Below are 25670 nucleotides of genomic sequence, written 5' to 3' on the forward strand. Positions count from 1 at the left end.
GCCCCCGGGCCGACCTGTCGGTCAGCCGCAGCGATCCGCGGCCGACCGGCTTTGCGGAGGCGGAGGTCTACGCCTGGCACGCGAGCCTGGCCGGCAGTCACTACGCCCAGCCGCGCGCCGGCACCGCCGGGGCCAATGACCCGCTGGCCGAGGGCGACCTGATCGCCCGGCTTCGCATGCAGCAGCTGCGCACCTCGGGGGCGCGTGCGCGGGCCAGCGGCAACCTGCGCGGCATGGTGCCGGGCTTCAGCTTCGCGCTGCAGGGGCATCCAAGGGAAGCGGCCAATGCGGAATACCTGATCCTGGAAACCGACTTCCTCATCGAGGACGTGGGGCAGGACAGCCAGGCGGCGCTAAACGCGGTGACTCAACCCCAGTCGCAGCAACGCTGGCGGGTGCAGGTGGACCTGCTAGCGCACCCCATCACCGAGCCGCTGCGCCCGGCGCTCACCAGGCTCAAGCCGCACACCCATGGTCCCCATACAGCACGGGTGGTCGGCCCCGAGGGCCAGGAGCTGTGGACCGACGAACTCGGCCGCATCAAGGTGCAGTTCCCCTGGGACCGGCAAGGCCAGGAGAACCCGCACAGCAGCTGCTGGGTACGTGTCTCCAGCCCGTGGGCGGGCAACCAGCTGGGCGGCGTGCACCTCCCGCGCATCGGGCAGGAGGTGGTCGTCGACTTCCTCGGCGGCGATCCGGACCTGCCCATCTGCACAGGCCGGGTGCACAACCAGCTGAACCTGCCGCCCTGGCAACTGCCGCAGCAAGCCGCACTCAGCGGCTTTCGCAGCCGCGAGCTGACCGACGGCGGCGGCAATAGCGCGGCCGGACGCAGCAACCACCTGGTGATGGACGACACGGCCGGGCAGATCCAGGCCCAGCTGAAGAGCGACCACCAGCACTCCAGCCTGAGCCTGGGGGCGATCACGCGCATCGAGGACAACCAGGGCCGCAAGGACGCGCGTGGCGAAGGCTTCGAGCTGCGCACCGATGGGCACGGCGTGCTGCGCGCCAAGGACGGGATGCTGATCACCACCGAAGGGCGGGCCAACGCCGCCGAACATGCCAAGAGCCTGGGCGAGACCGCCGCGCGCCTGAAGGCGGCCACGCGCCAGCACGAGGGCCTGGCCGATGCCGCCAGCATCGCCAAGGCGCAGGAAAGGGGCGCCGACCAGGACGCCGTGGCACAGCGGCTGGCCCGGCAGGCGTCCGACATCCAGGGCGAAGGCCAGGCCGATGCGGCGCAGCGGCGCTTTCCGGAACTGCAGCAGCCGCACTTGGTGCTGGCCAGCGCGGCAGGCCTGGCCGCCACCACCGCGCAGAGCCTGCACCTGCAGGGGGGCGAGCATGTGGCCCTGACCAGCGAGGGCCACACCAGCCTGAGCGTGGGCCGGCGCTGGCTGGTCGCCGCCAAGCAGGGCCTTCGCGTGTTCGCGCGCAGGGCCGGCATGAAGTGGATCGTGGGCGAGGGGCCGGTGCGCATCCAGGCGCAGCGCGATGCCGTGCAGGCCCTGGCCCGCCAGGGCGTGACCATCCGCAGCACCACCGGCAGCATCGTCATCTCGGCCCCGGTGAGCGTGACGGTCAACGGCGGCGGCAGCTTCACCGAATGGAGCAATGCCGGCATCACCCACGGCACGTCCGGCACCTGGGTGGAGCATGCGGCCTCGCATGTGCAGATGGGGCCGTTGAGCGTCGACCAGCACCACGGCGCACCCCCGCCCCGACGGGACGTGGCCGACTCCATGCCGGGGAAAGCCGCGACGCAGCGCCACTTCGAGGAGCAGTTCGTGCTGCTCGAACATGCCAGCGGCCTGCGGCTGGCGCAACAGAAATACCGCATCGTCTTCGGCGGCGGCCGCACGGTGGAAGGCGTGACCAACGACGCGGGCGAGACCGACGTGGCGCGCAGCATGGTGCCCCAGGTCGCCAGCGTCGAGCTGCTGCGACACAGCGAGGACGGCGTGCTGGCCCGCTATGCGCCCACGGTGTACACGCCAGCCGACCAGGACTATGCGCCCGTGTCCGAGAAGCGCGAGCGCAAGGTCCAGGCGGTCGGTGGCAAGGGGCTCAAGCCCAATGCGGACGAGGCCACCGGCCAGAGCAAGGCGCCGGTGTATGCGAGCTGCGATCCGAACAACTGGGGGATGCGCCAGCATGAGCCCAAGGGGGCCTCGGGGCAGGGGGACTATCCGGTGGCCCGGGCGTATGTGGAGGCGGTGAAGCCGGTGTTGATGAGGATTTCCTGGCGGGGCGGGAAATGGCCACTGGACGAAGGGAACATGGAGTTCGTTCAGACGCTATTCCAGGCTGAACTGCCGAAGGCCCTCGCCAAGGGAGCATTCGGACTGCCTGCGGATGCGATGCCACGCATCGCGATACCGACCGACAAGGAGGCTCAGGCACTGGGCCTCACAGACTTCGACAACCTGGATCTCAAGGGCGTCATGCTCCCGCAGAAGTGGCTGCTCGTAGGCTACAAGGGTGGGATTCTTTCGATCCTCAAAGCCGCGAAGGACGGCGATGACGTCGGCGATGCCGTGCGCGAATTCGCCAGCACGATCTACCACGAGGCCCGACACGCGCAGCAGTACTTCTGGATGTCGGCCCTGGTGCAGCAGCATCCGTTCGACTACGTGCATCTGCCCAACATCCAGCTCATCTGGGCCACCTTGATGCCGCCGAAGTATCACGCCCTGGCAGCGAAGACCCCACTCCCCAACGAACCCAGCGCGCTGGTGGGCCTGCATCGCATGGTCATTGCCATGTACTACCAGTTGCTCTGCTACTTCGACAGCGCGAACAAGAAGAAGCCGGACCGACCGGGCTACCTGCCCGACGTCCTGCGAACCGAGATTCCCTTGGCAAGAAAGGCCGCCTATGAATTGCTTCAAGACGTGGGGTTGGGCGGCAAGCCCATCGATGTGGACCAGATGGCTACGGCAGAGCCGGGCAGCCTCGGCTATCGCATGCGACCCTGGGAGGAGGACAGCTTCGCTTGCGAGGAGGTGGTCAAGCATCTGTGGAACGGCGCTCCTGGCGCTGCTCTGCCTCAGCCCGGCTTTTGCACAAGACTGTTCGACATCGCAACCACTGCGGCTGGTCGACCCTCAGGAGAAAAGGAAAGTCATGACACCCGATGAGAAGGCCCAACGGCGTGCAGCCACCGAGGCAGAACTGCGCGCCGCCCAAGCCGTCTACGACAACTTCCGCTATGACGACATGCAGCGGGAACGGCTGGTCGAATTCGTTGCGGCGGCGATGAAGGTGATTCGAGGGGACGCACCGTTCGAGATGTTGTCGCGGCTGGTCCCGATCAAGCGCAAAAAGCCAGCCATCGTGAGTGGCCAAGCATACCGGGGCGGGACCAACTTCGCCTTCAATGCATGCTTTCTCAATCAATGGACCAGCATCTACATGCTCGGCACGACCGACGAGCAGGGCAAGGTGGAGCCCTATCACTTCCAGATCGAGTTCAGTCCGCCGATGGACCTTGACCGCGAGCGTCTGGAGCAACTACTGAGACTCAAGGTTGCGCCAGGATGGCTTCAGGATGGAGGCAATCTCTATCCCCCCGAAGTGATCATGCAGCTGGGTATCGTGCACCAGCCTGCGTTCTTCGAATACGACATCCTGAATCCGCCCTATGCACCTTACATAGTGAAGGCGGTGCTGGACTACACCAAACCGCGAGACCAGGACCCGTACACAGCGCGGGAGATGGTGCGCCTCGAAATCCGCCGCGACTACCTCACTTCCGAGCAACTGCGCGAGCGCGATCAGAAGAAGTTCGGCGACATGCCCAGGACGGGCCAGCGGGTTCCCAAGGACGGCCGCTGGCTTGGCTTCTTCGCCGACGACGCACTGAATACTGTTATTCCCGTGCAGCGGCGCATCCAAAGCCTCGGCGATGACGGATGGTTCCCTGTCCTGAACGGGCAGGATCCTGATACCGGCCGCGTTGTGACACAGCCCGCCTGGTGGCAATGGGTCGGCCCCGATCCCATGGCCCAGGAAATCGAGCGGATGTTCGGCTCCAAGAAGAAGAGCTGACTTCGCCGCCAGCGCTACACCAAAGCAGCCAAATGGCCGGACGCCGATTGCAGCGGCCTCGCTGGCATTCGACAACTTGACCGAGCTGCCACCCCTTCGAGAGGACAGTGATGCGTGACGTAAGCGGCCGGGCAGTGGTCCGGCTGGGCGACCCCATCGATCATGGTGGCGAAGTGATCACGGCACTGGACATGAAGGCGCATGGCATTTCCGTTACTGCCCAGGACTGCTTGGTACGTTGCCCGCGTTGCGGCGACGAGTGTCGAATCCTGGCTGGTGCGGGCAGGCAGGAGCACAGGGGGCGCATCACCGCCTGCGAAGGCGACCTGACGAAATGAGGGGCACGATCGCCTTCAACGCCCGGCCGTCGAGGGAGCGATCGAACCGCGCGTTGGCAGCTGACGCCCGCTCTAGTTCGCCGCCACGCGCTGCCCCGGCGCGATGGTCGGCGGCGCGGCGTTGAGCGTCTCGATGGCGAAACCTGCGGCTGCCTTGTAGCGCGCCATGAAGGCCTCGCGTTCCTCGCGCGGTAGCACCTCGTCGATGTGGGCGAACACGCCGCCGCAGCGCTCGTCCACCAATCCCAGCAGGCCGAACGGCCCGGCGCCGCGGTTGCGCAGCACCAGCGCCGAGATGTCCTGGCACAGCCTGTCGTCGTAGGCCCGCAGCGCCTGCGGCCCCACGCCATGGGCGATGAGCTGCGCGCCCAGCACCCGCGCATCCACGATGGCCTGGCTGGCGCCGTTGGAGCCCACGGGGTACATCACATGCGCCGCATCGCCCAGCAGCGCGACGCGGCCGTCGACCCAGGTGGGCACCGGGTCGCGGTCGATCATGGGGTACTCGAAGACGTCCTTGGCCCCACGCAGCATGGTGGGCACGTCGATCCAGCTGTAGTTCCAGCCTTCGAAGTGGTGGATGAAGTCATCGAGCTGCACGCGCCGGTTCCAGTCGCCCTGCGGCCAGCCGCCCTGGTTGTCGACCGTGATCTCGGCGATCCAGTTGATGGTGGCCAGCCCCGTGGCCGGATCGGGCGGAGAGATGGGATAGAGCACCACCCGGTGCTTGAGCGAGCCCACGCCCACGAATGACGCGCCGGTGCGCACCGGCACGCCCGGCGTGGTGCCGCGCCACATGATGGCGCCGCCCCACTGGATGGGCGGCTGCGTGGGATGCATCTGCGCCCGCACCGCCGAATGCAGGCCGTCGGCCGCGATCAGCAGCGAGCCTGCCACTTCCTCCCGCCTGCAGTCGCGTGTCTCGATCAGGGCCGTGACGCCATCGGCATCCTGCCGATAGCCGGTCACGCGCTGGCCCAGGCGCACGGCATCGTCGCCCAGTCGCGCGCGCACGGCATCGAACAGCAACATCTGCAGCTGTCCGCGATGCACCGAGTACTGCGGCCAGCGGTAGCCGGCGGCCAGACCGCGCGGCTCGGCATAGACCTCGTTGCCGTTGCGGCCCACCAGCGCCCATTCGCGCGCCTGCAGGCCGATGGTGTCGAGCACGTCGTTGCCGAAGCCCAGGTCGTGCAGCTCGCGTACGGCGTTGGGCTGCAGGTTGATGCCGACGCCCAGGGGCTGAAGCTCGGGCACGGTCTCGAAGACGATGCACGGCACGCCGATCTGATGGAGGGTGAGCGCGGTGGCCATGCCACCGATGCCGCCGCCAGCGATGAGGATGGGGCGGGGCGCGTGGTGAGGGGTGGGGTTGTCTCCGGGCATGGCGGGCGATTGTCCATGGCTTGCGCGGGCCCGCTGGCAGGCTACAGTGACCCGGTTTCCCTCATTCCTTGCGCACCCCTGGTGTCGCTCCATGGCCCATGCCTCGAACCCCTGAAGGGGCCGCGCACCCGGCGACATCCCCCCTGCGGTCCCCTGCCCACTGGCTCGTTCCCGCCGCGCTTGCAGGCCTGATGCTGGCCTTGCAGGCCGGCGGCGAGCCGGTGTACGAAGCGTTGCGCTACGAGCGCGCGCGCGTGCTCGACGGACAGCCCTGGCGATTGCTGTCGGCGCATGCGGTGCACCTGGGCTGGGCGCACTGCCTGATGAATGCCGGCGGCCTGGCGCTGTGCGCCGCGCTCGCGGCGGGCACCCGCAGCGGGCGCGCGTGGACTGCCGTGATCGTGGCGCTGGCCTTGGGCGTGGGGGCCCTGCTGGTGGTCGCATCGCCCGGGGCCACGAACTACGCGGGCCTCTCGGGTGTGCTCTATGGCTTGTTCATCTGGGTGCTGGCGCCGCGTGCCTGGCAGGGCGATCGCTGGGCCTGGATCGGCCTGGCGGTGGTCGTCGCGCGCCTGGGCTGGCAACTCATCCCACCGCACTCCGACGCGCAGCCCTCGTGGATCGGCGGCGAGGTGATGGTCGAGGCGCACCTGTACGGCGCGCTCTGCGCACTGCTGCTCTGCCTGCTGCAGGCGGCGTGGAGCCGCCTGCGGCAGGCCCGGGCCTGACGGCGTCAGGTCCGGCGCCGGCGAGCCACCCCCAGTGCGACGAGGCCGGCCAGCACCAGGGCGAGGTCACCCAGGTCCAGCGCACCCCCCTTCCTGCTGAAAGGCGAGGCGATCGGCATCACCGGCTGCGTGGGCTCCGTGCTCGGCGGTGTCGTCGGCGTCGTCGGGGTGGTCGGGGTGGTCGGCTCATCCTCCACTGCATAGGCGGCGACGTCGTAGGCATAGAGCTTGACGCTCGTGCCTTCCTTGGGGCTCTCCGCCTGCACGGCGACGAAGCCGCCGACGGAGCCCTGCCGCTGGCTGATGGCGTTGCCGGCGTCGCGGTTGGGCGTCTCGCCATCGACCACGTCCTTCAGGACGTAATGCTGCTTGACGCCGTCCTTCTCGGTGTAGAGGAACATCTTCATCTCGCCGCTTTCCGGATCGATGGGCGTGTTGAACCACACCGCCTGGTCCAGGTTCCTTTCGGCGATCTGCGAACCCTCCTGCCCGTTCGTCTGGCGCGTGATCAGCGAGTTCCGGCCCGCCACGACGGTGCCGGTCGCTCCGTTGCCCCGGAAGACGATCTGCGGATAGACGTTGGTGCCATGGATGAAGCTCTGCATGGTGTGCCCCTCCTGGCTCGCGTAGGGGCCTGCGGCAGGGCTCTTCGCCTCCTCGAAGACGAACTTGAGGTTGTCCTGCGACAGGGCCGGCTCGGTGTCGGGCGCATTCGCGCTGCGCGACGGCACGAGGATGTCGCCCCGCAGGGTGACCGGCGTGCGCGACAGCGACTCCGGCGAAGCCGCGGTGGCGGGCTTGGTCCTGTTGGTCAATGCCGCAGGCTGCATCTTCCCGTTGAAGTCGGACTCGCCAGACACCACCATGTAGGTCCGGCCGGGCTCGAATCGCGTGACGAGCCGCCAGGCCTTCTCCGTGGACGCGTCCTTCTGCAGCTTCAGGCCCGTCGGTCCGGCGATGACGTCCTGCGGCGACAGGACGAGCGTGGTGCGCCCATGCTTGGGCACCGGCTTCGTTTCCACGACGCCGGATGCTCTCGCCATGCCGTCGCTGCCATAGGAGGTCTTGTACTGCCTGAAGGGCGTCACGCCGTCGCTGAAGCGGACGTCGGCATAGGACAGGGGGGCTTCCAGGGCGTTGTACGCGTCCATCCATCCGACGGTCATCTTGCCGAAGGACACGACGAAGGTCGCCGTGTTCTCCACGGCCGTGGTGGCCGGCGCGGGGCCGCGCGCGGTTACCGTCACATGGCAGGGCTTGCCGGGGCTCACCGCGCAGTCGGGCGGGTTGAACTTCATGCTCTCGACGGCGAACCCTGCCGGAAGCGCGACGTTGGCCGGCGTGAACACGACGTTCTTCGTGCTGGCCGGCACGTTGATGTCGAGCATCGCCTGCGCGTTCTTGCCGCCCCAGGTCCGGGCTTTGAAGCTTTCCCCGCCGTAGCTGAAGGTCGCGGTGACCCCGTTGGGCGGCAGGCCGGCATCGATGAGGTATTGCTCGGGGTCGGTCGTGGCCCAGTACGCCTCCTTCGGCTGGCCCACGGCGGACCACGGATAGCCATTGGTGTGATAGCCCGGATCCGTCATGCCCCACCAGGTCACACGGTGCACGCCGCCCTTGTACCCGGGGTGGCGGCCGCTCGGGCCGGCGGCATATTCCTTGAGCAGGCTGAACAGCTTCGCGTACTGGATGCCCTGTTCCTTGAACAAGGCCTCCATCTCGGGGCCGTTCTGGATCCGCTGGCCCTTGTCCAGGCCCAGCGTGGGCGCGAGATCCAGCTCGGTCAGGTCGACATTCACCCCCGCTTCGAGATAGGTCTTGATGGTCCGCTCGAAGGCGTCCATGTTGAGCCGCATGTCCCAGTGACCCTGCGTGCCGATCACGTCGACCAGCGGCCGGGGATTGCCCTTGGCATCCAGAAGGATGCGCCCCTTGCCCGCGGCCGATTCGGCCGCGTAGCGCTGGTTGAACTCCTTGACCATCGATGCGATGGCCGTGGCCTTGGAGGCGCGCTCGTTGTCGTTGAAGTCGTTGTAGTTCAGGATCGACGTCGTGTTCTGGCGCGCATGGAAGAACGCGTCATACATGTACTCCCAGCTCTTGCCGCCCTTGGCGTAGGCCTGGGCCCAGCGCGACGGGCGCTCCTCGGGGCTGTACCCCGTTCTCAGGGCATTGCGCCAGTCGGCGGGGTTGTCGGGGTTGTCCTTGAACGCTTCGTTGACCACGTCCCATGCGTAGGTCTTGTACGGCTCCTGATCGAAATGGCCGGCCACGGTCCGGATGTAGTACTCCAGGTTGGTCTTCGCCGTGGTGTAGTCCCACGGGGTTTCCCATCCGCCCGTCGAGGTCAGGACGTTGGGCGCGGGCCACTGGGCCGACTGGTTGTGCCAGAGCAGGGTATGCCCCGTGACCTTGAAGCCGCGCGCGTTGGCCGCGCTGATGTCGGCGTTGATGCCGGACGTCAGATTGGTGAGGAACGTCGGGGTGGGATTGCTGCTCCCGCCATTCCAGAACTCCGGCTTCATCGCGTTGCTGGGCGTCGCCGCGTTGAAGTGCTTCAGCGTCATGGCAGCGGTGGAGTTCTCGCCCGGCACCACATTGGTTCCGAAATAGCTGGCGCTGAGATTGGTGCTGCCGATCAGGAAGTAGTTCTTGTAGACGTCTTTGAGCGCGGGCCAGTTGGCCGGGTCGGTGGGGCGCTCCGCCGCCATGACGCCGTTCGTCAGCACGGCGCCGGTTGCCAGGGCCATCAAGACACGCCTGGCGTCAATGCGTCCGGTCATGCGAGGCGCTTTCCTGGTGGGCCCGAGGCGTGGAGGTATCCGCGTCGGTGATTCGTAGGCCATTGCAGGGTCGTCCTGCCGCCCTGCTGCGGGTGGGGGTTCGATGATCAGATGCATGCTTGTCTCTCTCTCTCTTGTCTCTCTTGGTTGGAAGAAATGTCTCCGCGTCGGCAGTGCTCTCGGGCCGCACGACGGGCATGACGGGTTCGCTCGCACCGTGCCGGTGCTTCAATAGAACCAGCGCAGTGGTGCCAGAACCAGTTGCGGGAAGAGCACCAACAGGAACATCACCGCGAACTGCGTGGCCATGAAGGGCATCACGCCGCGGGTCACCTCGTCCATCTTCATCCGGCCGACGCCGGCGACGACGTTGAGGATCGTGCCGACCGGGGGCGTGACCAGGCCGATGGAGTTGTTGATGATGAAGAGCACCCCGAAGTAGATGGGGTCGATGCCGGCGGCCTTGATCAGCGGCATCAGGACCGGCGTCATGATGAGGATGGTCGGCGTCATGTCCATCGCCGTGCCCACCACCATGACCAGCACCATGATGGCGATCATCAGCAGCGTCTGGTTGCCCAGCAGCGGACGCAGCAGCTCCACCACCTGTTGCGGCAGGTCGGCCACCGTGATGAGCCAGGCCGACACCATGGCAGCGGCCACCAGGAACATCACCACCGCCGTGGTGCGTGCCGCCGTGACGAAGATGTGGAAGAGCGCGCGCAGCGGCAGTTCGCGGTAGATCACGTTGCCCACGAAGAGCGCATAGACCGCGGCGACCACCGCCGCCTCGGTGGGTGTGAACACACCCATGCGCAGGCCCACGAGGATGAACACCGGCAGCATCAGCGCCCAGACCGACTCGCGCGCGGCGGCCCAGATTTCGGCGCGCGATTTGCGCGGCGGCAGGACCAGCGTCTCCTTGCGGCCCAGCCACCACCAGGTCAGTGCCAGGCCGGCGCCGATCAGGATGCCGGGGACGATGCCGGCAATGAACAGCTTGCTGATCGACACGTTGGCCGTGACGCCGAAGATGACGAAGCCGATGCTCGGAGGGATGATGGGGCCGATGACACCGGCCGCGGCGATCAGGCCACCCGACACCTCCTTCTTGTGCCCGGCCTTGATCATCATCGGCAGCAGCAGGGCCGTGAGCGCCGCGGCATCGGCCACCGCCGAGCCGGACAGCGCCGACAGCAGGCAGCCGGCGAGCACGACGACATAGCCGAGCCCGCCCTTGACATGGCCGACCAGCGCGAGCGCGAAGTTGACGATGCGCTGCGACAGCCCGCCCACGTTCATGATCTCGCCGGCCAGCATGAAGAAGGGCACGGCCAGCAGCGGGAAGCTGTCGGCACCGTTGATGAAGTTCTGCGCCAGGATCTGGGCATCGAACAGGTCCAGGTGCCACATCAGCGCGACGCCGCTGGCGAGCAGCGCGTAGGCGATGGGAATGCCCAGCGCCATCGCGCCGACGAGGCTGGCGAGAAAGATGAAGACGGTCATGGGCGCTGTCCGCCGGCCTTGCTGCCGGAGTGAGGGGATTGGAAGAGGTCGTGGGCGGCGTCGTCGCGCGCAAGCTGGGCCTGCAGGGCCTCGAGCTCGGCCTGCTCTTCCGATTCCTTGACCATCACGAGCTCGCTCTCGCGGATGCGCCCCGTCAGCACCCGCGCCAGCTGCAGCAGGAGCAGCAGGCCGGCCAGTACGGAGAAGACCACGCCCGAGGCATAGAAGATGGCCACCGGGGCGCCGGTCACCGGCGCCTCCATGTCCAGGTTCAGCCGTGCCTGCACCCAGCTGCCGGTGAGGAACAGCCAGGTCACGTAGAGCATCAGCAGGTGGCCCAGCACCAGGCAGACCTTCTTGCCCGTGGCGCTGAGGCGCGAGACCAGCATGTCGGTGCCCAGGTGCGCCCCGTCGCGCAGCGCGACCACGGCACCCAGGAAGCACAGCCAGACGAACAGCCAGCGCGACAGTTCCTCGCTGACCGCGATGCCGGAGTTGAGGACGTAGCGCAGGACCACGTTGCCGAACACCAGCACCACCATGAGGGCGAGCGCGGCGGCGATCAGGATGTCGATGGCGCGGCAGAAGCGCGCGATGGTGGTGTCGATCATGCGCAACTCCGGGCGGGACGCGACGCGGCCATCACAGCCGCGCCCCTTGCAGCAGGCCGCGGTCGGCCAGGTTGCGGATCAGCGCGCGCAGACCGAACTGCCAGGGCGGTGCCGCCTCGCAGTGCGTCACCCGGTTCTGCAGGCGGCCCAGCCAGTGGCTGTGGATGGTCACCACGTCACCGAGCTTGTGGGTGAAGCCGCCGCCGGGCTCGTCACGGTCTTCGACCGGCGCGAACAGCGTGCCCAGGAACAGCATGAAGCCGTCCGGGTACTGGTGGCAGGCGGTCGTCTGGTGCACCAGCTCTTCCGGGTCGCGGCTGATGCTGGCCATGGTGTTGATGCCGCGCAGCAGGTAGCCGTCCTCGCCGCTCACCTCCAGGTGCACCGTTTCGCTGCGCAGCTGGTCCAGGCCGAAGCCCTCGTCGAAGAGGCGGATGAACGGGCCGATGGCGCAGGACGCGTTGTTGTCCTTGGCCTTGCCCAGCAACAGCGCGCTGCGGCCTTCGATGTCGCGCAGGTTGACGTCGTTGCCCAGCGCGGCCCCGACGATGGCGCCGCGGCTGTTGACGGCCAGCACCACCTCGGGCTCGGGGTTGTTCCAGGTCGACTCGGGGCGGATGCCGATGGCCTGGCCATGGCCCACCGACGCCAGCACCGGAGCCTTGGTGAAGACCTCCGCGTCGGGCCCGATGCCCACCTCCAGGTACTGCGACCACAGGTTCTTCTGCTGCAGCAGGCGCTTCAATGCCTGCGCCTGGGCCGAGCCTGGGCGGATGTCGGACAGGTCGGTGCCGATCAAGGCCGTGACCTGGCCGCGCAGTGCCAGCGCGCGGCTGGCGTCGCCGCCGGCCTGCTCCTCGATCACGCGCTCGATCATGCTGGCGGCGAAGGTCACGCCGGCGGCCTTGACCACCTGCAGGTCGCACGGCGCCAGCAGCCAGGGCAGGGCCGGGTCCCGGCCTTCGGCTTGGCTGTTGTCGAGCAGCGCGTCGACGCTGCACAGGTATTCGCCGTCCGCCGAGCGCACCGCCTGTGCCGGCCGGTCGCTTTCGAGCAGCGTGCTCATGGTGGCGAAGTGGCGGCTCAGGTCGAACACGCCGTCGGGGCGCAGGGCCACCACGGCCGGGCCGGCCGGCGTGCCGGCGCACCAGGCACGGGCCACGAGCGTGCCGGCCAGGCCATCCATCGGCAGCACGGGGTGCAGGGCAGGGCTGCGCTCCGGCAGGGCCGTCGTTGTCACAGTCATTCAGATTTCCTTGGGCGTGATCAATGGTTGTGGCGCGGCGTGCGTTCGGCGATGCGCCGGTACTTCAGGGCCATGTCCAGCGTGGCGCCGTCCACCAGCTGTCCGGTGTTGCGGCGGTACATCTCTTCCCAGGGGGACTGGCTCGGCGGCAACTGCGGCGCGGGCAGCTCGTGCTGGCGCCGGGCGATCTCCTCGTCGGACACCATGGCGTCGCAGCGGCGGGCATTGAGATCGACACGGATCACATCGCCGGTCCTGAGCCAGCGCAGGCCGCCGCCCACGGCGCTTTCGGGCGACACGTTCAGGATGGAGGGGCTGTCGGCCGTGCCGGACTGGCGTCCGTCACCGAGCGTCGGCAGCGCCTGGATGCCGCGCTGGATCAGGGCATCGGGCGGCTGCATGTTGACCACCTCCGCCGAGCCCGGCCAGCCGATGGGGCCGGCGCCCCGCATCACCAGGATGCAGCCTTCGTCGATCTCGAGCGCCGGATCGTTGATGCGGGCGTGGTAGTCATCGGCGCCATCGAAGACCACCGCACGCGCCTCGAACACGTCCTCGTGGCCCGGCCGGCTCAGGTAACGCTCGCGGAAGCTGCGCGAGATGACCGAGGTCTTCATGATGCCGAAGTCGAAGAGATTGCCGCTCAGCACCAGAAAGCCCGCCTTGGTCATCAGCGGTGCGTCGAAGGGGCGGATGACTTCGCGATCGGTGCTTTCGCGGTCCTGGACGTTCTCGCCCACGGTCTTGCCCGTCACGCTGGCGCAGTCGCCATGCAGGCGGCCGGCCTGCTGCAGTTCCCACATCAGCGCCGGCACGCCGCCGGCGCGGAAGAAGCGCTCGCCCAGGAACCTGCCGGCGGGCTGCATGTCCAGCAGCAGCGGGAGGTCGTAGGCATGGTCCGTCCAGTCCTGCGGCCGCAGCTCCACGCCGGCGTGGCGGGCCATGGCCATGATGTGCACCTGTGCGTTGCTGGAGCCGCCCGCGCAGCTGACCACCGACAGGGCGTTGAGGAAGCTCTCGCGGCTGAGGATGCGTGAGGGCCGCAGGTCCTCGAAGGCCATGCCCACGATGCGGCGGCCGGTCTCGTAGGCCATCTGGCCGCGTTCGCGGTAGGGCGCCGGGATGGCGGCACAGCCCGGCAGCGCGAGACCGAGCGCCTCGGCGACGGCATTCATCGTCGACGCCGTCCCCATGGTGTTGCAGTGCCCCGCCGAGGGCGCACTGCTGCAGGCGCGCTGGAGGAACTCCTCCTCATCGATCTCGCCCGCCGCGAGTTGCCGGCGGCTGCGCCAGATCACCGTGCCCGAGCCCACCAGTTCGCCGCCATGCCAGCCGTCGAGCATGGGGCCGCCCGACAGCACGATGGCCGGAATGTCCACGGTGCTCGCGGCCATGATGCCCGCCGGCGTGGTCTTGTCGCAGCCGGTGGTCAGCACCACGGCGTCGATGGGATAGCCGTACAGGATCTCGACCAGGCCCAGGTAGGCCAGGTTGCGGTCGAGTGCGGCGGTGGGCCGGCGGCAGTTCTCGAAGATGGGGTGCACGGGGAACTCCATCGGAATGCCCCCCGCATCGCGGATGCCGTCGCGCACGCGGCGCGCCAGGTCCAGGTGGATGCGGTTGCACGGCGACAGGTCGCTGCCCGTCTGCGCAATGCCGATGATGGGCCGGCCCGAACGCAGTTCGGCGGGTGTCAGTCCGTAGTTCATGAAGCGCTCCAGATAGAGCGCCGTCATGTCGGAGCGATGGGGGTCTGCAAACCATTCGCGCGAGCGAAAGCTGCGACCAGCTCTGTTGTCCATGGCGGTCGACGTCGGAAAGGGGAGGATCGAAGGAAGCGGCCGCATGGCCGCCTCCTTCCCGCGGGGCAGACTTGCCCGAGGAACTTACTTGCTGTCCGTGGTGCTGCCGCGCACCTTGGCAAGTTCGCCGTTCATCTCGGCGGTGGTGTCCTCGCCGTATTCCTTGCTGAACTTGGCCAGCACCGGCTGCAGCTTGCTGCGCATCTTGGCCTGCTCGGCCGGCGGCAATTCGGTGATCTGCATGCCGGCCTTCTTCAGGTCGGCCAGGGCCGTGTCGGAGAAGGCGCGGATGGTCTTGCGCTCATACAGCGTGGCTTCCTGCGCCGCGTCCTGCACGATCTTCTGCTCCTCGGGCGACAGGCCGTCCCAGGTCTTCTTGGACATCAGCAGCACCCAGGCGCTGTACATGTGCCGCGACAGCACCAGGTGCTTCTGCACTTCGTAGAACTTGCTGGCCAGGATGGTGGCCGGCGGGTTCTCCTGGCCATCGACGGCCGCCTGCTCCATCGCCGTGTACAGCTCGGTGAAGGGCATGGGCGTGGCATTGGCGCCCAGTGCATTGAAGGTTTCGAGGAACAGGGGGCTCTGGATGACGCGCAGCTTCAGGCCGCTCAGGTCCTCGGCACGCTGGACCGGCCGGCGCGAGTTGGTGACATGGCGGAAGCCGTTCTCCCAGAAGCCCAGGCCAATCAGGCCCTTCTCTGGCAGCTTGGCCAGCAGTTTCTGGCCGAAGGGGCCGTCCAGCACCGCGTCGGCTTCCTTCTCGTTGTTGAAGGTCATGGGCAGGTTCAGCACGCCGAAGGGCTTGACCAGCGACACCAGCGTGGAGCTGTCGGGGATCGTCATCTCCAGCGTGCCGCCGCGCAGGGCTGAGGTCATGCTGAGGTCGTTGCCCAGCGATCCGCTGGCGTAGACCCGCGCCGTCAGCTTGCCGCCGCTCTTGGCCGCCAGCCGGTCGGCGAAATGCTTGAGGGCCAGGGCCTGCGGATGGTCTTCGCTGAGGCCGGTGCCGATCTTGAATACGTGCTCCTTGATCTGCGCAAAGGCAGAGCCGGCCAGTGCGGCCAGCAGCACAGTCGCCAGGCCCAGTGATCTGATCTTCATGATGTCTCCAGAATGGAATATGCAGGGGCGCGGCGACCTTGCCGCGATGCGCCGGCCCTCTGTGGAGCCGTACTCGACGCACCCGAAGGCTAGGTGACGGCCACCTGCCGGTCCACTGACTTTTTCGCTAGCATCCATTCCAAATGCTGATGAGTCCAGACCCGACGCCCGGTAAATCCACGCTGCTGGCGCAAGTCTCTCGTCTTCGTTTCCGGCATTTGCAGTTCCTCGACATTCTTGGCAAGACGCGCAATCTGCGGCTGACGGCCGAGCAGATGTACATCACACAACCGGCCGCCACCAAGGTGCTGGTGGACATCGAAGAGATGCTGGAGGCGCGACTGTTCGATCGCCTGCCACGCGGCATGCAGCCGAATGAACTGGGCCTGTTCACCCTGCGTTATGCGCATTCCGCGCTGGACGGCCACCGCAGGTTCGTGGACGAGTTCAGCACCCTGAAGCAGGGCGGCCATGGCCATCTGACGATCGGCGCCATCTCGGGCTCCGCGGCACACCTGCTGATCGCGGCGGTGGCCGAACTGCAGCGCCTGCGGCCACTGCTGGTGGTGAAGGTGCTGGAACAGAGCAGCGACCAGCTGATCGTGTGGCTGGCCGAACGCAAGATCGACGTGATGATCGGCCGCTTCACCGACGAGGCCCATCGCGACCAGTTCCGCTACGAGAACCTGAGCGGCGAGACGCTGCAGATCACCGCAGGGGTACACCATCCGTTGCGCGGACCGAACGCGCCCTCGCTGAGGGAGCTGTCGAACTGGCCGTGGATCCTCTATCCGCCCTCCACGGCGCTGCGCCGGGTGTCGGACGACATCTTCAGCAGCACGGGCCTCTCGCTCACCTCGGGCATCGTGGAGACGCCGTCCTTCCTCTTCGCCCTGGAGTTGATGCAGAGCACCACGATGCTGTCGCTGCAGCCCGCCGCCCTGGTGGACAAGTACGTGCGGCGTGGGCTGCTCACGCGCATCGCCGCGGATCTCCCCAACCGCATGCCCGACTTCGGCCTGATCACGCTGCAGGGCGAGCCGCCCAGCACGGCGGTGCTGGCCTTCATGGACGTGATCCGACACATGGCCAACCGACAGGCCGAGACGACGCCGGCCTCGGACCCGGACCGCACGGCGACTGGCTGAGGCACGCCTCCCTAGCAGTTGGACGGGAGCTCGCCAGCCCCGGCACCTGCGCGCGCCGAAGTGGTCATTGCCGCGGACTGCCCGGAGCCTTAAGGTCCTGACACCGGCGCCCGCAGGCCGCCCACGATGAAGTCCACCAGCGCGGCTTCCATGGTCTGCAGGTCTTCGCTCGCGGCCTTCTTGCCTGCAAGGCGTTGCAGGCGCTGCGCGCGGCCACGGTCGCTGAGCGACAGGACGACGGTGCTGACCATCAGCATGTAGCGCATCGCCATGACGCCGGGTGGAACCTCGGGCAGGGCCTGCAACAGCGCCGCCACGAACTTCTTGGCCATGGGATCGAAATGCTTGCCCACCACGCGCTCGGTCATGGGCGAGGGCGACAGCCGATGCTTGAGGATCAGCTGGGCAAGCAGCCGGCCCTCGGTCGATGCCTCCGGTCCAACATAGGGGGCGACGAAGGCTCGCACGATCGCGCTCACCGCGGGCTTGCGCGCGGCCTGGGCCGCACCCGCCGTGATGGCTTCGAGCGCCATCACCCGCTGCGCATTGAGGCGCTCGGAGAGTTCGCCGAACACCGCCTCCGCCAGGGCCTCGGTGCTGCCGAAGTGGTAGTGCACCGCGGCGACATTCACGCCCGCATCGGTGGTCAATGCGCGCACCGGCACGCCATCGATGCCGTTCTGTGCGTACAGCTTGAGCGCCGAATCGATGATCTTCTGCCGGGTGATCCTGTCGGGCGGAAGGCTGCGGGGTGCTGCCATGGGCGTGGTCGTGGTGGTCTGGGGTGCCCCGTCAAGCCAGCGGATGCGGCGTGCAGGCCGCGGCGATTCTGCCTCAGCACCGCGTGCGGCCGGCGGAAGAGAAGTCATCGTCGGACGTGATTCACGCCACTGAAAACATTTGATTGAAACAGGCGTTTGAATCGCCTAGACTGGCGCGGCCGGCCGATGGCTGCGGGACCGGACCCACGCGCCGTAGGCGCCCAGAAGGAGACAAGCGATGCTGAACCGAAGAGAGGCCCTTGCCGGCCTGGCCGCCGGCCTGGCGGTGCCGATGACGCAGGCTGGGTCAAACCTGCCGGACATGCTGAGGATCGTGATGCCCTTCCCGGCAGGCGGCGCCCTCGACGGCATGACCCGCATCTTTGCCGACAGCTACCAGAAGGTCACGGGCCGGACCTGCCTTGTCGACAACAAGCCCGGCGCGGCCACCACCATCGGGGCGGCCGAGGTGTCGCGGGCCCGGCCCGACGGCTCCGTCGTGCTGTGGACCACCGGCGGGCACCTGACCAATGGCGTGCTGATGAGGAAGCTGCCCTACCACCCCATCGATGGCTTCACGCCGCTGACGATGGTGTATTCCACCTACGGCTTCGCCCTGCTGCACCGGGCCGACGGCCCCTTCAACAGCGTGGCCGACTTCGTCGCGGCCGCCAAGAAGCAGCCGGGCAGGTTCAGCTACGCCTCGGCGGGCAACGGCAACACCACCCACGTGGTGGGCGCACTCTTCGCCAAACAGGCCGGCATCGAGCTCATCCATGTGCCCTACAAGGGCACGCCGCTCACGGACCTGATCAGCGGCGTGGTCGACGTGTCCTTCATCGCGCCGTCGTCGGTGATGCAGTACATCGAGGCGCGCAAGATCAAGGCGCTGGCCATCACCGGTGCGCAGCGTGCCGACACGCTGCCCAACGTGCCCACCTTCGCGGAGCTGGGCATGCCCGAGATCGATGTGCCCGCGTGGATCGGCATGCTCGCCCCACCGCGGATGCCGCCCGACGTGCTCGCCGCGCTGTACGACGGCGTCGCCAAGACCCTGGCCGATGCCGAGTTCAAGTCGAAGATGGTGGCCTTCGGCAACCAGGTGTCGGGCATGCCGCCGGAGCGCTTCAAGGCCTACCTGCAGCAGGAATACGCGCGCTACCAGCGCATCCTTCCGCCCCTCGGCATCGAAATGGACGCCTGATGTTCAAGCGCATCGTGGACCTCTCCATCTACCTGGAGAACGACGTCATCTCCGACCCGCCGGCCTTCGCGCCGCGGATCCATTACATGGACCACCAGCAGAGCTTCAGCAGGCTGTCGCAGTTCTTTCCCGGCCTCAGGCCCGGGGACCTGCCCGATGGCGAGGCCTGGGCGGTGGAGAAGGTCGAACTCAGCACCCACAACGGCACGCACCTGGATGCGCCCTGGCACTTCGCATCGACCATGAACCAGGGCGAGCCCGCGATCACCATCGACCAAGTGCCGCTGGAATGGTGCATGCAGCCCGGCGTGAAGCTGGACTTCAGGCATTTCGAGGACGGCTACATCGTCCAGCCCGGCGACGTGCAGGCCGAGCTGGACCGGATCGGCCACACGCTGCAGCCGCTGGAGATCGTGATGATCAACACCCGCGCGGGCAGCCGCTACGGCCAGCCCGACTTCGTGCAGGCGGGCTGCGGCATGGGCTATGCGGCCACCATGTATCTGCTGGAGCGCGGCATCCGCGTGACCGGCACCGATGCCTGGAGCTGGGACGCGCCCTTCGAGTACACCGCCGAGCGCTACCGGCGGGACGGCGATGCGGCCATCATCTGGGAAGGCGACAAAGCCGGCCGCGACATCGGCTATTGCCACCTCGAGAAGCTGCACAACCTCGAGGCCTTGCCGCCCGATGGCTTCTTCGTGTCCTGCTTTCCGGCCAAGGTCCGTGGCGGCTCGGCCGGCTGGACCCGCGCCGTGGCGCTGTTTCAGTGAGGAGACCGGCCCGCGATGATCGTCGAGAAGAACGTCAGCATCCGTCTGCAGGACGGCACTGAACTCAAGGCCAACGTGTTCCGTCCGGAGGGCGGGGCGCCGGTGCCCGTGCTCATGACGCACGGTCCCTATGGCAAGGACCTGCATTTCGAGGATGGCTTCAAGCCGCAGTGGGACGAGCTCAAGCGGCTCTACCGGGCCTGGACACCGAAGGCAGCACCGGCCGCTATCTGCGCTGGGAGGTGGCCGACCCGGAGCGCTGGGTGCCCTGGGGCTATGCCCTGGTGGTGGTGGACAGCCGGGGCGCGGGCGAGTCGCCCGGCAAGCTCTGGGTCTGGTCGCCACAGGAAACACGCGACTATGCCGAGTGCATCGAATGGGTGGGCACCCAGCCCTGGTGCAGCGGCAAGGTCGGCCTGCTGGGCATCTCGTACTACGCCATGAACCAATGGCAGGTGGCCGCGCTGCGGCCGTCACACCTGGCCGCCATGTGCCCGTGGGAAGGCGCCAGCGACCTATACCGCGACGCCAGCCACCATGGCGGTATCTTCGGCAACTTCTTCTTCGAGTTCTGGTTCCCCAAGCAGATCCTGTCGGTTCAGAACGGCCATGCGGCCAGCCCCTTCGTCGACCGCGAGACCGAGATGCAGATGACCGGCGCGTTGCTCAGCCGCGAGCAGGTCGAGGCCAACCGCGTCGACGTGATCGAGGAGTTCCGCTCGCATCCCTTCGAGGACGACTGGTACCGCGCCCGCACGGCGCGGCTGGCAGACATCGAGGTGCCGCTGCTGTCGGCCGGCAACTGGGGCGGCATGGGCCTGCACCTGCGCGGCAACGTCGAGGGCTTCCTGGGCGCCGGCTCTCGGCAGAAGTGGCTGCAGATGCACGGCGGGACGCACTGGGAGTCCTTCTACCTGCCGCAGTACGTGCAGATGCAGAAGCGCTTCTTCGACCACTTCCTCAAGGGCGAGGCCAACGGCTGGGACGCGCAGCCGCCCCTGCTGCTGGAGGTGCGGCATCCTGACCACTTCGAGCAGCGGGCCGAGAACGAATGGCCGCTGGCACGTACGCAGTGGACGCCGCTTTACCTGGACGCACAGACGCTTACGTTGTCTGCGGCCCCCGTCGCGACTGCGGCGGAGACAAGCTACCGGGCGCCGGGGAGCGGTGTGCAGTTCACCAGCGCGCCGATGGCCGTGGCCAGCGAGTTCACCGGGCCGGTGTCGCTGGTGCTGTGGGTGCGCGCCACCTGCACCGACATGGACCTGTTCGTGACCCTGCGCGCCTATGCGCCGGACGGCCAGGAGGTGCTGTTCCGCGGCGCGACCGATCCGCAGGTGCCGGTGGCGCAAGGCTGGCTGCGGGTGTCGCACCGCCGGACGGACCCGGCCCGGTCACGACCGGGCCGGCCCTTCCACACGCACACCGAGGCCGAGCCCATGGTGCCCGGCACCGACTACCGCGTGGAGGTGGAGATCTGGCCCACCTCCATCGTGCTGCCCGCGGGCTACCGACTGGCAGTGCGCGTGGATGCGCAGGACTTCGAGCGGGAGGGCGCCACAGGGCCGCGCAAGGGATCGGGGCCCTTCCTGCACACGGACCGCAGCGACCGGCCGGCCGCGATCTTCCACGGGGAGAACACGCTGTTGACCGGTGGGCGGTATGACTCGCATCTGATGCTGCCGCTTGTTCCGGCGGTGTGCTGAAGAATAACGAAAAGACCTGAATAGTCTGGCATGCACGAGGCCGCGTACGCGGATTTCAGTGAATGCTCGCCCTCAGTACAACGCAACACACCCGTGTCGCCGGATCTCCTCTTCCAGCCAGTGCAGCGTGTGTGTGAGATCTGTGTTCGCGGCCAACATACGGTCAGCTGGGTAATCCGCGACTTCTGCACTCGGCGCCCGTTCTAGTCTGCAGATGATTGCTGGTGCGCGAGCCAATGCCAAGGCTGGTCGTCTTCCTAGCCTCCTTCTCCCGCCAACGACCGTCCAAACTCTCCATCCCCCGCCACCGTCACCACCAGCTTCTGCGTCGCCCGCGTCGCTGCCACATAGAACAGGCGGGCCTCCGCAGCCACGTCCTCCCCCTCCCGTGGCATGCGGCCGACGCCCGCAACGGCGACCACCGGAAACTCCAGCCCCTTGCTGGCATGCATGGTCATTACCTTGATGCTGTCGGCCAGTGGGTCGAAGTCGCCGGAGCGGCGGCGCACCCGGTGCGGGAGTTTGCGCTGCCATAGTGCTCGGTCGCACTGGTCCATGGCCTCGTGATCACGGCACAGGATGGCCATGTCGCCCCAAGCGTGCCCTTCTTCATGTGCGGCGGCCAGCAGTTCGGCGATCTTGCCTGGCTCGTCGCGCGGTGACGGCAGCCGCACGATCAAGGACGGTTGTCCGTCGCGCCCGCAGCTGATGGGTTGCACCAGGGGCACGCCGTCGTCGTCCTGCGCATCGGGCTGAAGAAAATCTGCCGCGACGCGGTTGGCGGTCTGCAGGATCTGCCGGGTGTTGCGGTAGTTGATCTTGAGGATGGTCGTGCGCCCCGCCGCTTGAATGCCCACGCTCTTGAAGCTGAAGCCGCGTGCCTTGCTCTTGCCGTAGATGTTCTGCGCGCTGTCGTATAGCACCAGCAGGCTGTTGGTATCGGGGTCCACCATCTGCGCGACAAGCTTGAACCACTCGGGCCGGAAGTCGTGGCCTTCGTCGATCATGACGGCCTGGTACTGGGCCGGCGGAATCTGGTGGCGCTCCACACCGCGGATCACGAAATCCACCATGCGGTCGAACATGTCGTGTCCCTGCGCGGGCACGGGCTGCCCATAGGCGACGAGCTGCTGGCGGCACCATCGGTGGAAGTTGCGCACGTGCACCCGGTGCTCCAGGCCCTTGAGTGCGAATAGGGCCGCCAGCTTGACGGCCAGCGGCTCGTTGTAGCAAAGAACGAGGATGGGCTTGGCCGAGGGCGCCTGGGCTAAATGCTCGGCGCGGTAGCCCAGGATCATGGTCTTGCCAGAGCCGGCCACGCCATGGATCACCCGGTGGCCCTCGCCCAGGCTGCGGGCCAACTGCTCCTGCTGCAGATCCATGACCCGCATGATGTCTGGCAGTTCTTCCGAGTCGGCCGGCAGCAGACTGCCCTGCACGGGCACCCGCACTTCCGGGAACATGATCCAGCGGACGCGGTCGAGCTGCGGCATCGACATTGCATGGCCGAAGCTGTGCGGAAACATGTCCCACAAGCGCTTCTGTAGAGCCTCCGGCTCAGCGGATTCGAGCATCTCGTCCTTGCATATCACCAGATGCGCATCGATGGTCTGGTCCAAGCCCGACTGCTCGAACTGCTTGCGCGTGATGTTGGTGAAGACCACGCCGCTGCCCCACGGAAAGGCCAACTTGCCGGCGTGCGGTCCATCGGCATGCACGAGCTGAGGATCGCGCTCCAGCGCATGGACGACCTGGATGGCGCAGTGGCGCGCCTGCAGTGCAGGGTTGGCAACGACCTTGGGCCGGCCATCCACGAGCAGCGTCCAAGCCTGGCGGTTCGCCTCCTGCACGGTATCGATGCGCCAGTCCTTGGTTTCGAGGATCAGGATGCCCCGGCGCGGATGGATCACCACGAAATCCGGATGCGTCTGCTTGGGGCCGACGGGCACGTCGTACCAAAGTAGGTAGTCGTCGTCGAGCTTCTGCTCCAGGCGCTCGGCCAAGCGGCGCTCGCCAGCGGTCATGCGCCCGGCGCAGGCGCCTATGGCAGGGATCAGTACGGCCACATCTGTCTATGCTCCATGCCGTCGAGGATACGGCAGGCCGGTCGCCCTCGGGCCGGGCATTCGGTGGGTCGAAGTCGTGCTGGAAGAGCATGCCTTACTCGTTTTCCGCATGACCACCTGCGAAGACGGTCGTTCGCAGCAGCAGGACCTCTCACCAGAATCGATGCCATCGACAGCTAACCCCCGCCACTGACCGATGGCGCCGCGCCAGCCGCGATGCCCTGGTCCCGATGCCCATGCCTCCCGTCCTCCTCATCGCCGGCAGCCCTTCGGCACCTTCCCGTTCCACCGCCTTGCTGCTTGCCGTGGCCGACCGGCTCGCGCAGCGCGATGTGGAGGCGCGGCTGCTGCAGGTGCGCGACCTGCCCGCCGTATCGCTGCTGGCGGCCGATGTGTCGGCACCGGCGATCGCGCAGGCCGTGGCCGCGCTGGCCGAGGCGCCGGCCATCGTGGTGGCCACGCCGGTCTACAAGGCCGCCTACAGCGGCCTGCTCAAGACCTTTCTGGACCTGCTGCCGCAGACGGCGCTCAAGGGCAAGACGGTGCTGCCGCTGGCCACGGGCGGCAGTCCGCACCACATGCTGGCGCTCGACTACGCGCTGCGGCCCGTGCTGCAGTCGCTGGGCGCCCGGCACATCCTGCCCGGCGTGTATGCCAGCGATGCGCAGGTGACGCTGGTGCCCGAGGGCGCCTACCACCTGCAGGAAGAGCTGGATGCACGCCTGGCCGAGGCCGTGCAGACGCTGGCCGCCGAAGGGCTGAACCTGCCGCCGCAGCGCGGCTTCGCGCCGGTGGCCTTCAGCAGCGTGCGATGTAGCGTGTGACGCCACTCGGGCGGCGCCGTCGCCGTCCTGCCTTTCTTCCCCTCCCATTGCTCTCGTGCGATGGCTGCCGCTGGCGGCCTGGGCTGTCGCACGCCATCCAACGACGAGATCGCCATGAGCCTTCCTGCCCTGCGGCGCGCCGACGCCGAGCCGATCCATCCCCTGTTGCAAGACCGCCATCGCGCGCTCTCGCAGACCGCCCTTCGCATCATCGGCGTCACCGCCCTGGCCTGGGGCGTACGCCTGGCCGACGCACAGACGGCCCGGGGGCCTGTCGCGGGTGCCAGGCCCGGCGCGCTGAATGCACTCCAGCGTCTGCGCAGCGCTGCGGGCGCCGGCAAGCCCCGGCGCGTGCGGCTCGTGCCCGCGGCCTTGCTCGCGCATTCCTGGTGACGGGCGCCGCCTCGTCCGCCTGTGTGCCCACGACCCATCACCGACTTCCTCCCATGAGCCTCCAGCTGTTCTGGTTCCTTCCCACCCATGGCGACAGCCGCTATCTCGGCAGCACCGAGGGCGCGCGGCGGGTCGATCTCGCCTACCTGCAGCAGATTGCGGGCGCGGCCGATTCGCTCGGTTATGAAGGCGTGCTGATTCCCACTGGCCGCTCCTGCGAAGACCCGTGGGTGGTCGCGTCGAGCCTGATCGGCGCCACGCGCCGGCTCAAGTTCCTGGTGGCGGTGCGTCCCGGGTTGCACCAGCCCTCGCTGGCGGCGCGCATGGCCGCGACCTTCGACCGCCTTAGCGGCGGGCGCCTTCTGATCAATCTGGTCACCGGCGGCGACCGGGCCGAGCTGGAGGCCGACGGCGTCTTCCTGGACCATGCCGAGCGCTATGGGCAGTCGGCCGAATTCATCCGCGTGTGGCGCGAGATCGTGGCACGCAGCCATGGCGGCGAGGCCTTCGACTTCGATGGTCGCTATGTGCAGGTCAAGGGGGCTCGACTGGTGTTTCCGCCCGTGCAGCGGCCGCATCCGCCGGTATGGTTCGGCGGCTCGTCCGAGGCGGCGCATGAACTCGCCGCCGAGCAGGTCGAGCGCTACCTCAGCTGGGGCGAACCGCCCGCGGAGGTGGCGCGCAAGCTGGCCGATGTGCGGGCGCGGGCCGAACGTCACGGCCGCCAGGTCGAGTTCGGCATCCGCCTGCACGTGATCGTGCGCGAGACCGAGGACGAGGCCTGGCAGGCCGCCGATGCGCTCATCAGCCGGGTGGACGACGCCACCATCGCCAAGGCCCAGGAGGCACTGGGCCGCATGGATTCCGAAGGCCAGCGCCGCATGGCCGCGCTGCATGGCCGCGGCGCCAACCGCAGCCGCGAGGCCCTGGAGATCAGCCCCAACCTGTGGGCGGGCGTGGGCTTGGTGCGCAGTGGCGCAGGCACCGCGCTGGTGGGCAATCCGCAGCAGGTGGCCGCGCGCATCCGCGAGTACGCCGACCTGGGCATCGATGCCTTCATCTTCTCGGGCTATCCGCACCTTGAGGAGGCCTATCGCTTCGCCGAGCTGGTGTTCCCGCTGCTGCCGCGCGATGTGCAGGCCCGCGTGGGGGAGGGCGCACGGGCCGGCGGGCCATTGGGCGAGGTGGTCGCCAATGTCGATGCGCCCTCGCGGCTGCGTGCGCAGGGCTGAGCAGAA

20 protein-coding genes and 1 pseudogene are annotated in these 25670 nt (G+C 67.8%); 12 read left to right on the forward strand and 9 right to left on the reverse strand.

Features of this window, described 5'->3' with window-relative positions:
• The 3 genes from tssI to KBC94_RS20085 all read left to right on the forward strand — a co-directional run.
• Window positions 1-3143 (forward strand): type VI secretion system Vgr family protein (tssI, locus tag KBC94_RS20075; RefSeq protein WP_294374165.1); only part of this gene is annotated, 3143 nt, incomplete at its 5' end.
• Window positions 3130-4053, forward strand: coding sequence for a hypothetical protein (locus tag KBC94_RS20080; RefSeq protein WP_294374167.1), 924 nt, complete (start codon window positions 3130-3132; stop codon window positions 4051-4053). The genes tssI and KBC94_RS20080, both read left to right, overlap by 14 nt.
• 110 nt (window positions 4054-4163) lie before the next feature.
• Window positions 4164-4391, forward strand: a complete 228-nt coding sequence (locus tag KBC94_RS20085; RefSeq protein WP_294374169.1) for a PAAR domain-containing protein — start codon at window positions 4164-4166, stop codon at window positions 4389-4391.
• Between the two features lie 72 nt (window positions 4392-4463).
• Here the strand turns inward: KBC94_RS20085 and KBC94_RS20090 are convergent, their stop codons facing one another.
• Window positions 4464-5777 carry a flavin-dependent oxidoreductase gene (locus KBC94_RS20090; RefSeq protein WP_294374171.1) on the reverse strand — a complete coding sequence of 438 codons (1314 nt, stop codon included), beginning with the start codon at window positions 5775-5777 and terminating at the stop codon, window positions 4464-4466.
• Between the two features lie 191 nt (window positions 5778-5968).
• On the opposite strand from KBC94_RS20090, the gene rrtA reads away from it, so the two are divergent.
• Window positions 5969-6505, forward strand: coding sequence for a rhombosortase (gene rrtA / locus KBC94_RS20095; protein WP_294374173.1), 537 nt, complete (start codon window positions 5969-5971; stop codon window positions 6503-6505).
• 5 nt (window positions 6506-6510) lie between these two features.
• Here the strand turns inward: rrtA and KBC94_RS20100 are convergent, their stop codons facing one another.
• From KBC94_RS20100 to KBC94_RS20125, 6 genes are all read right to left on the reverse strand, one after another.
• Window positions 6511-9405, reverse strand: coding sequence for an endo-1,4-beta-xylanase (locus KBC94_RS20100; protein ID WP_294374175.1), 2895 nt, complete (start codon window positions 9403-9405; stop codon window positions 6511-6513).
• A 111-nt stretch (window positions 9406-9516) separates the two neighbouring features.
• Entirely contained in the window at window positions 9517-10794 is a 1278-nt protein-coding gene (locus KBC94_RS20105; RefSeq protein ID WP_294374177.1) for a TRAP transporter large permease subunit, read from the reverse strand.
• Complete coding sequence (locus KBC94_RS20110; RefSeq protein WP_294374179.1) at window positions 10791-11405, reverse strand: TRAP transporter small permease; 615 nt, start codon at window positions 11403-11405, stop codon at window positions 10791-10793. The genes KBC94_RS20105 and KBC94_RS20110 overlap by 4 nt, the downstream gene beginning before the upstream one ends.
• Window positions 11406-11436: 31 nt before the next feature.
• Complete coding sequence (locus KBC94_RS20115; protein WP_294374182.1) at window positions 11437-12651, reverse strand: fumarylacetoacetate hydrolase family protein; 1215 nt, start codon at window positions 12649-12651, stop codon at window positions 11437-11439.
• Window positions 12652-12671: 20 nt separating this feature from the next.
• A complete protein-coding gene (locus KBC94_RS20120) occupies window positions 12672-14453 on the reverse strand; it encodes an IlvD/Edd family dehydratase (RefSeq protein ID WP_294374184.1) in 1782 nt (593 codons plus the stop codon).
• Window positions 14454-14537: 84 nt separating this feature from the next.
• Window positions 14538-15557: a TRAP transporter substrate-binding protein gene (locus tag KBC94_RS20125; RefSeq protein ID WP_294374188.1), complete on the reverse strand. Its 1020-nt coding sequence runs from the start codon at window positions 15555-15557 to the stop codon at window positions 14538-14540.
• Between the two features lie 149 nt (window positions 15558-15706).
• Between KBC94_RS20125 and KBC94_RS20130 the strand changes: the two genes are divergently transcribed.
• The gene (locus KBC94_RS20130) at window positions 15707-16705 is read left to right on the forward strand and encodes a LysR family transcriptional regulator (protein WP_294374191.1); all 999 of its coding nucleotides are present in this window, start codon (window positions 15707-15709) and stop codon (window positions 16703-16705) included.
• A gap of 89 nt (window positions 16706-16794) precedes the next feature.
• On the opposite strand, the gene KBC94_RS20135 is transcribed toward KBC94_RS20130, so the two are convergent.
• The gene (locus KBC94_RS20135) at window positions 16795-17466 is read right to left on the reverse strand and encodes a TetR/AcrR family transcriptional regulator (protein ID WP_294374194.1); all 672 of its coding nucleotides are present in this window, start codon (window positions 17464-17466) and stop codon (window positions 16795-16797) included.
• A 238-nt stretch (window positions 17467-17704) separates the two neighbouring features.
• On the opposite strand from KBC94_RS20135, the gene KBC94_RS20140 reads away from it, so the two are divergent.
• From KBC94_RS20140 to KBC94_RS20155, 4 genes and pseudogenes are all read left to right on the forward strand, one after another.
• Window positions 17705-18670: a tripartite tricarboxylate transporter substrate binding protein gene (locus tag KBC94_RS20140; RefSeq protein WP_294374197.1), complete on the forward strand. Its 966-nt coding sequence runs from the start codon at window positions 17705-17707 to the stop codon at window positions 18668-18670.
• Window positions 18670-19443: a cyclase family protein gene (locus tag KBC94_RS20145; RefSeq protein WP_294374199.1), complete on the forward strand. Its 774-nt coding sequence runs from the start codon at window positions 18670-18672 to the stop codon at window positions 19441-19443. The genes KBC94_RS20140 and KBC94_RS20145 overlap by 1 nt, the downstream gene beginning before the upstream one ends.
• A 15-nt stretch (window positions 19444-19458) precedes the next feature.
• A pseudogene (locus KBC94_RS20150) lies at window positions 19459-19545 on the forward strand (hypothetical protein); the annotation flags it as partial.
• Between the two features lie 68 nt (window positions 19546-19613).
• Window positions 19614-21149: a CocE/NonD family hydrolase gene (locus KBC94_RS20155; RefSeq protein WP_294374202.1), complete on the forward strand. Its 1536-nt coding sequence runs from the start codon at window positions 19614-19616 to the stop codon at window positions 21147-21149.
• Between the two features lie 257 nt (window positions 21150-21406).
• Here KBC94_RS20155 and KBC94_RS20160 read toward each other — a convergent pair whose 3' ends face one another.
• Window positions 21407-23173, reverse strand: coding sequence for a 3'-5' exonuclease (locus tag KBC94_RS20160; RefSeq protein WP_294374205.1), 1767 nt, complete (start codon window positions 23171-23173; stop codon window positions 21407-21409).
• A gap of 278 nt (window positions 23174-23451) precedes the next feature.
• Here KBC94_RS20160 and ssuE point away from each other — a divergent pair, with 278 nt between their 5' ends.
• The 3 genes from ssuE to ssuD all read left to right on the forward strand — a co-directional run bounded on the left by ssuE (window position 23452) and on the right by ssuD (window position 25664).
• Complete coding sequence (gene ssuE, locus KBC94_RS20165; protein ID WP_294374206.1) at window positions 23452-24039, forward strand: NADPH-dependent FMN reductase; 588 nt, start codon at window positions 23452-23454, stop codon at window positions 24037-24039.
• Window positions 24040-24153: 114 nt separating this feature from the next.
• Window positions 24154-24432, forward strand: a complete 279-nt coding sequence (locus KBC94_RS20170; protein WP_294374209.1) for a hypothetical protein — start codon at window positions 24154-24156, stop codon at window positions 24430-24432.
• 53 nt (window positions 24433-24485) lie between these two features.
• A complete protein-coding gene (gene ssuD / locus KBC94_RS20175) occupies window positions 24486-25664 on the forward strand; it encodes an FMNH2-dependent alkanesulfonate monooxygenase (RefSeq protein WP_294374211.1) in 1179 nt (392 codons plus the stop codon).
• Window positions 25665-25670: the final 6 nt, after the last annotated feature.

Source organism: Pseudacidovorax sp. (genome assembly GCF_017991995.1).
Classification (GTDB): Bacteria; Pseudomonadota; Gammaproteobacteria; order Burkholderiales; family Burkholderiaceae_C; genus Xenophilus.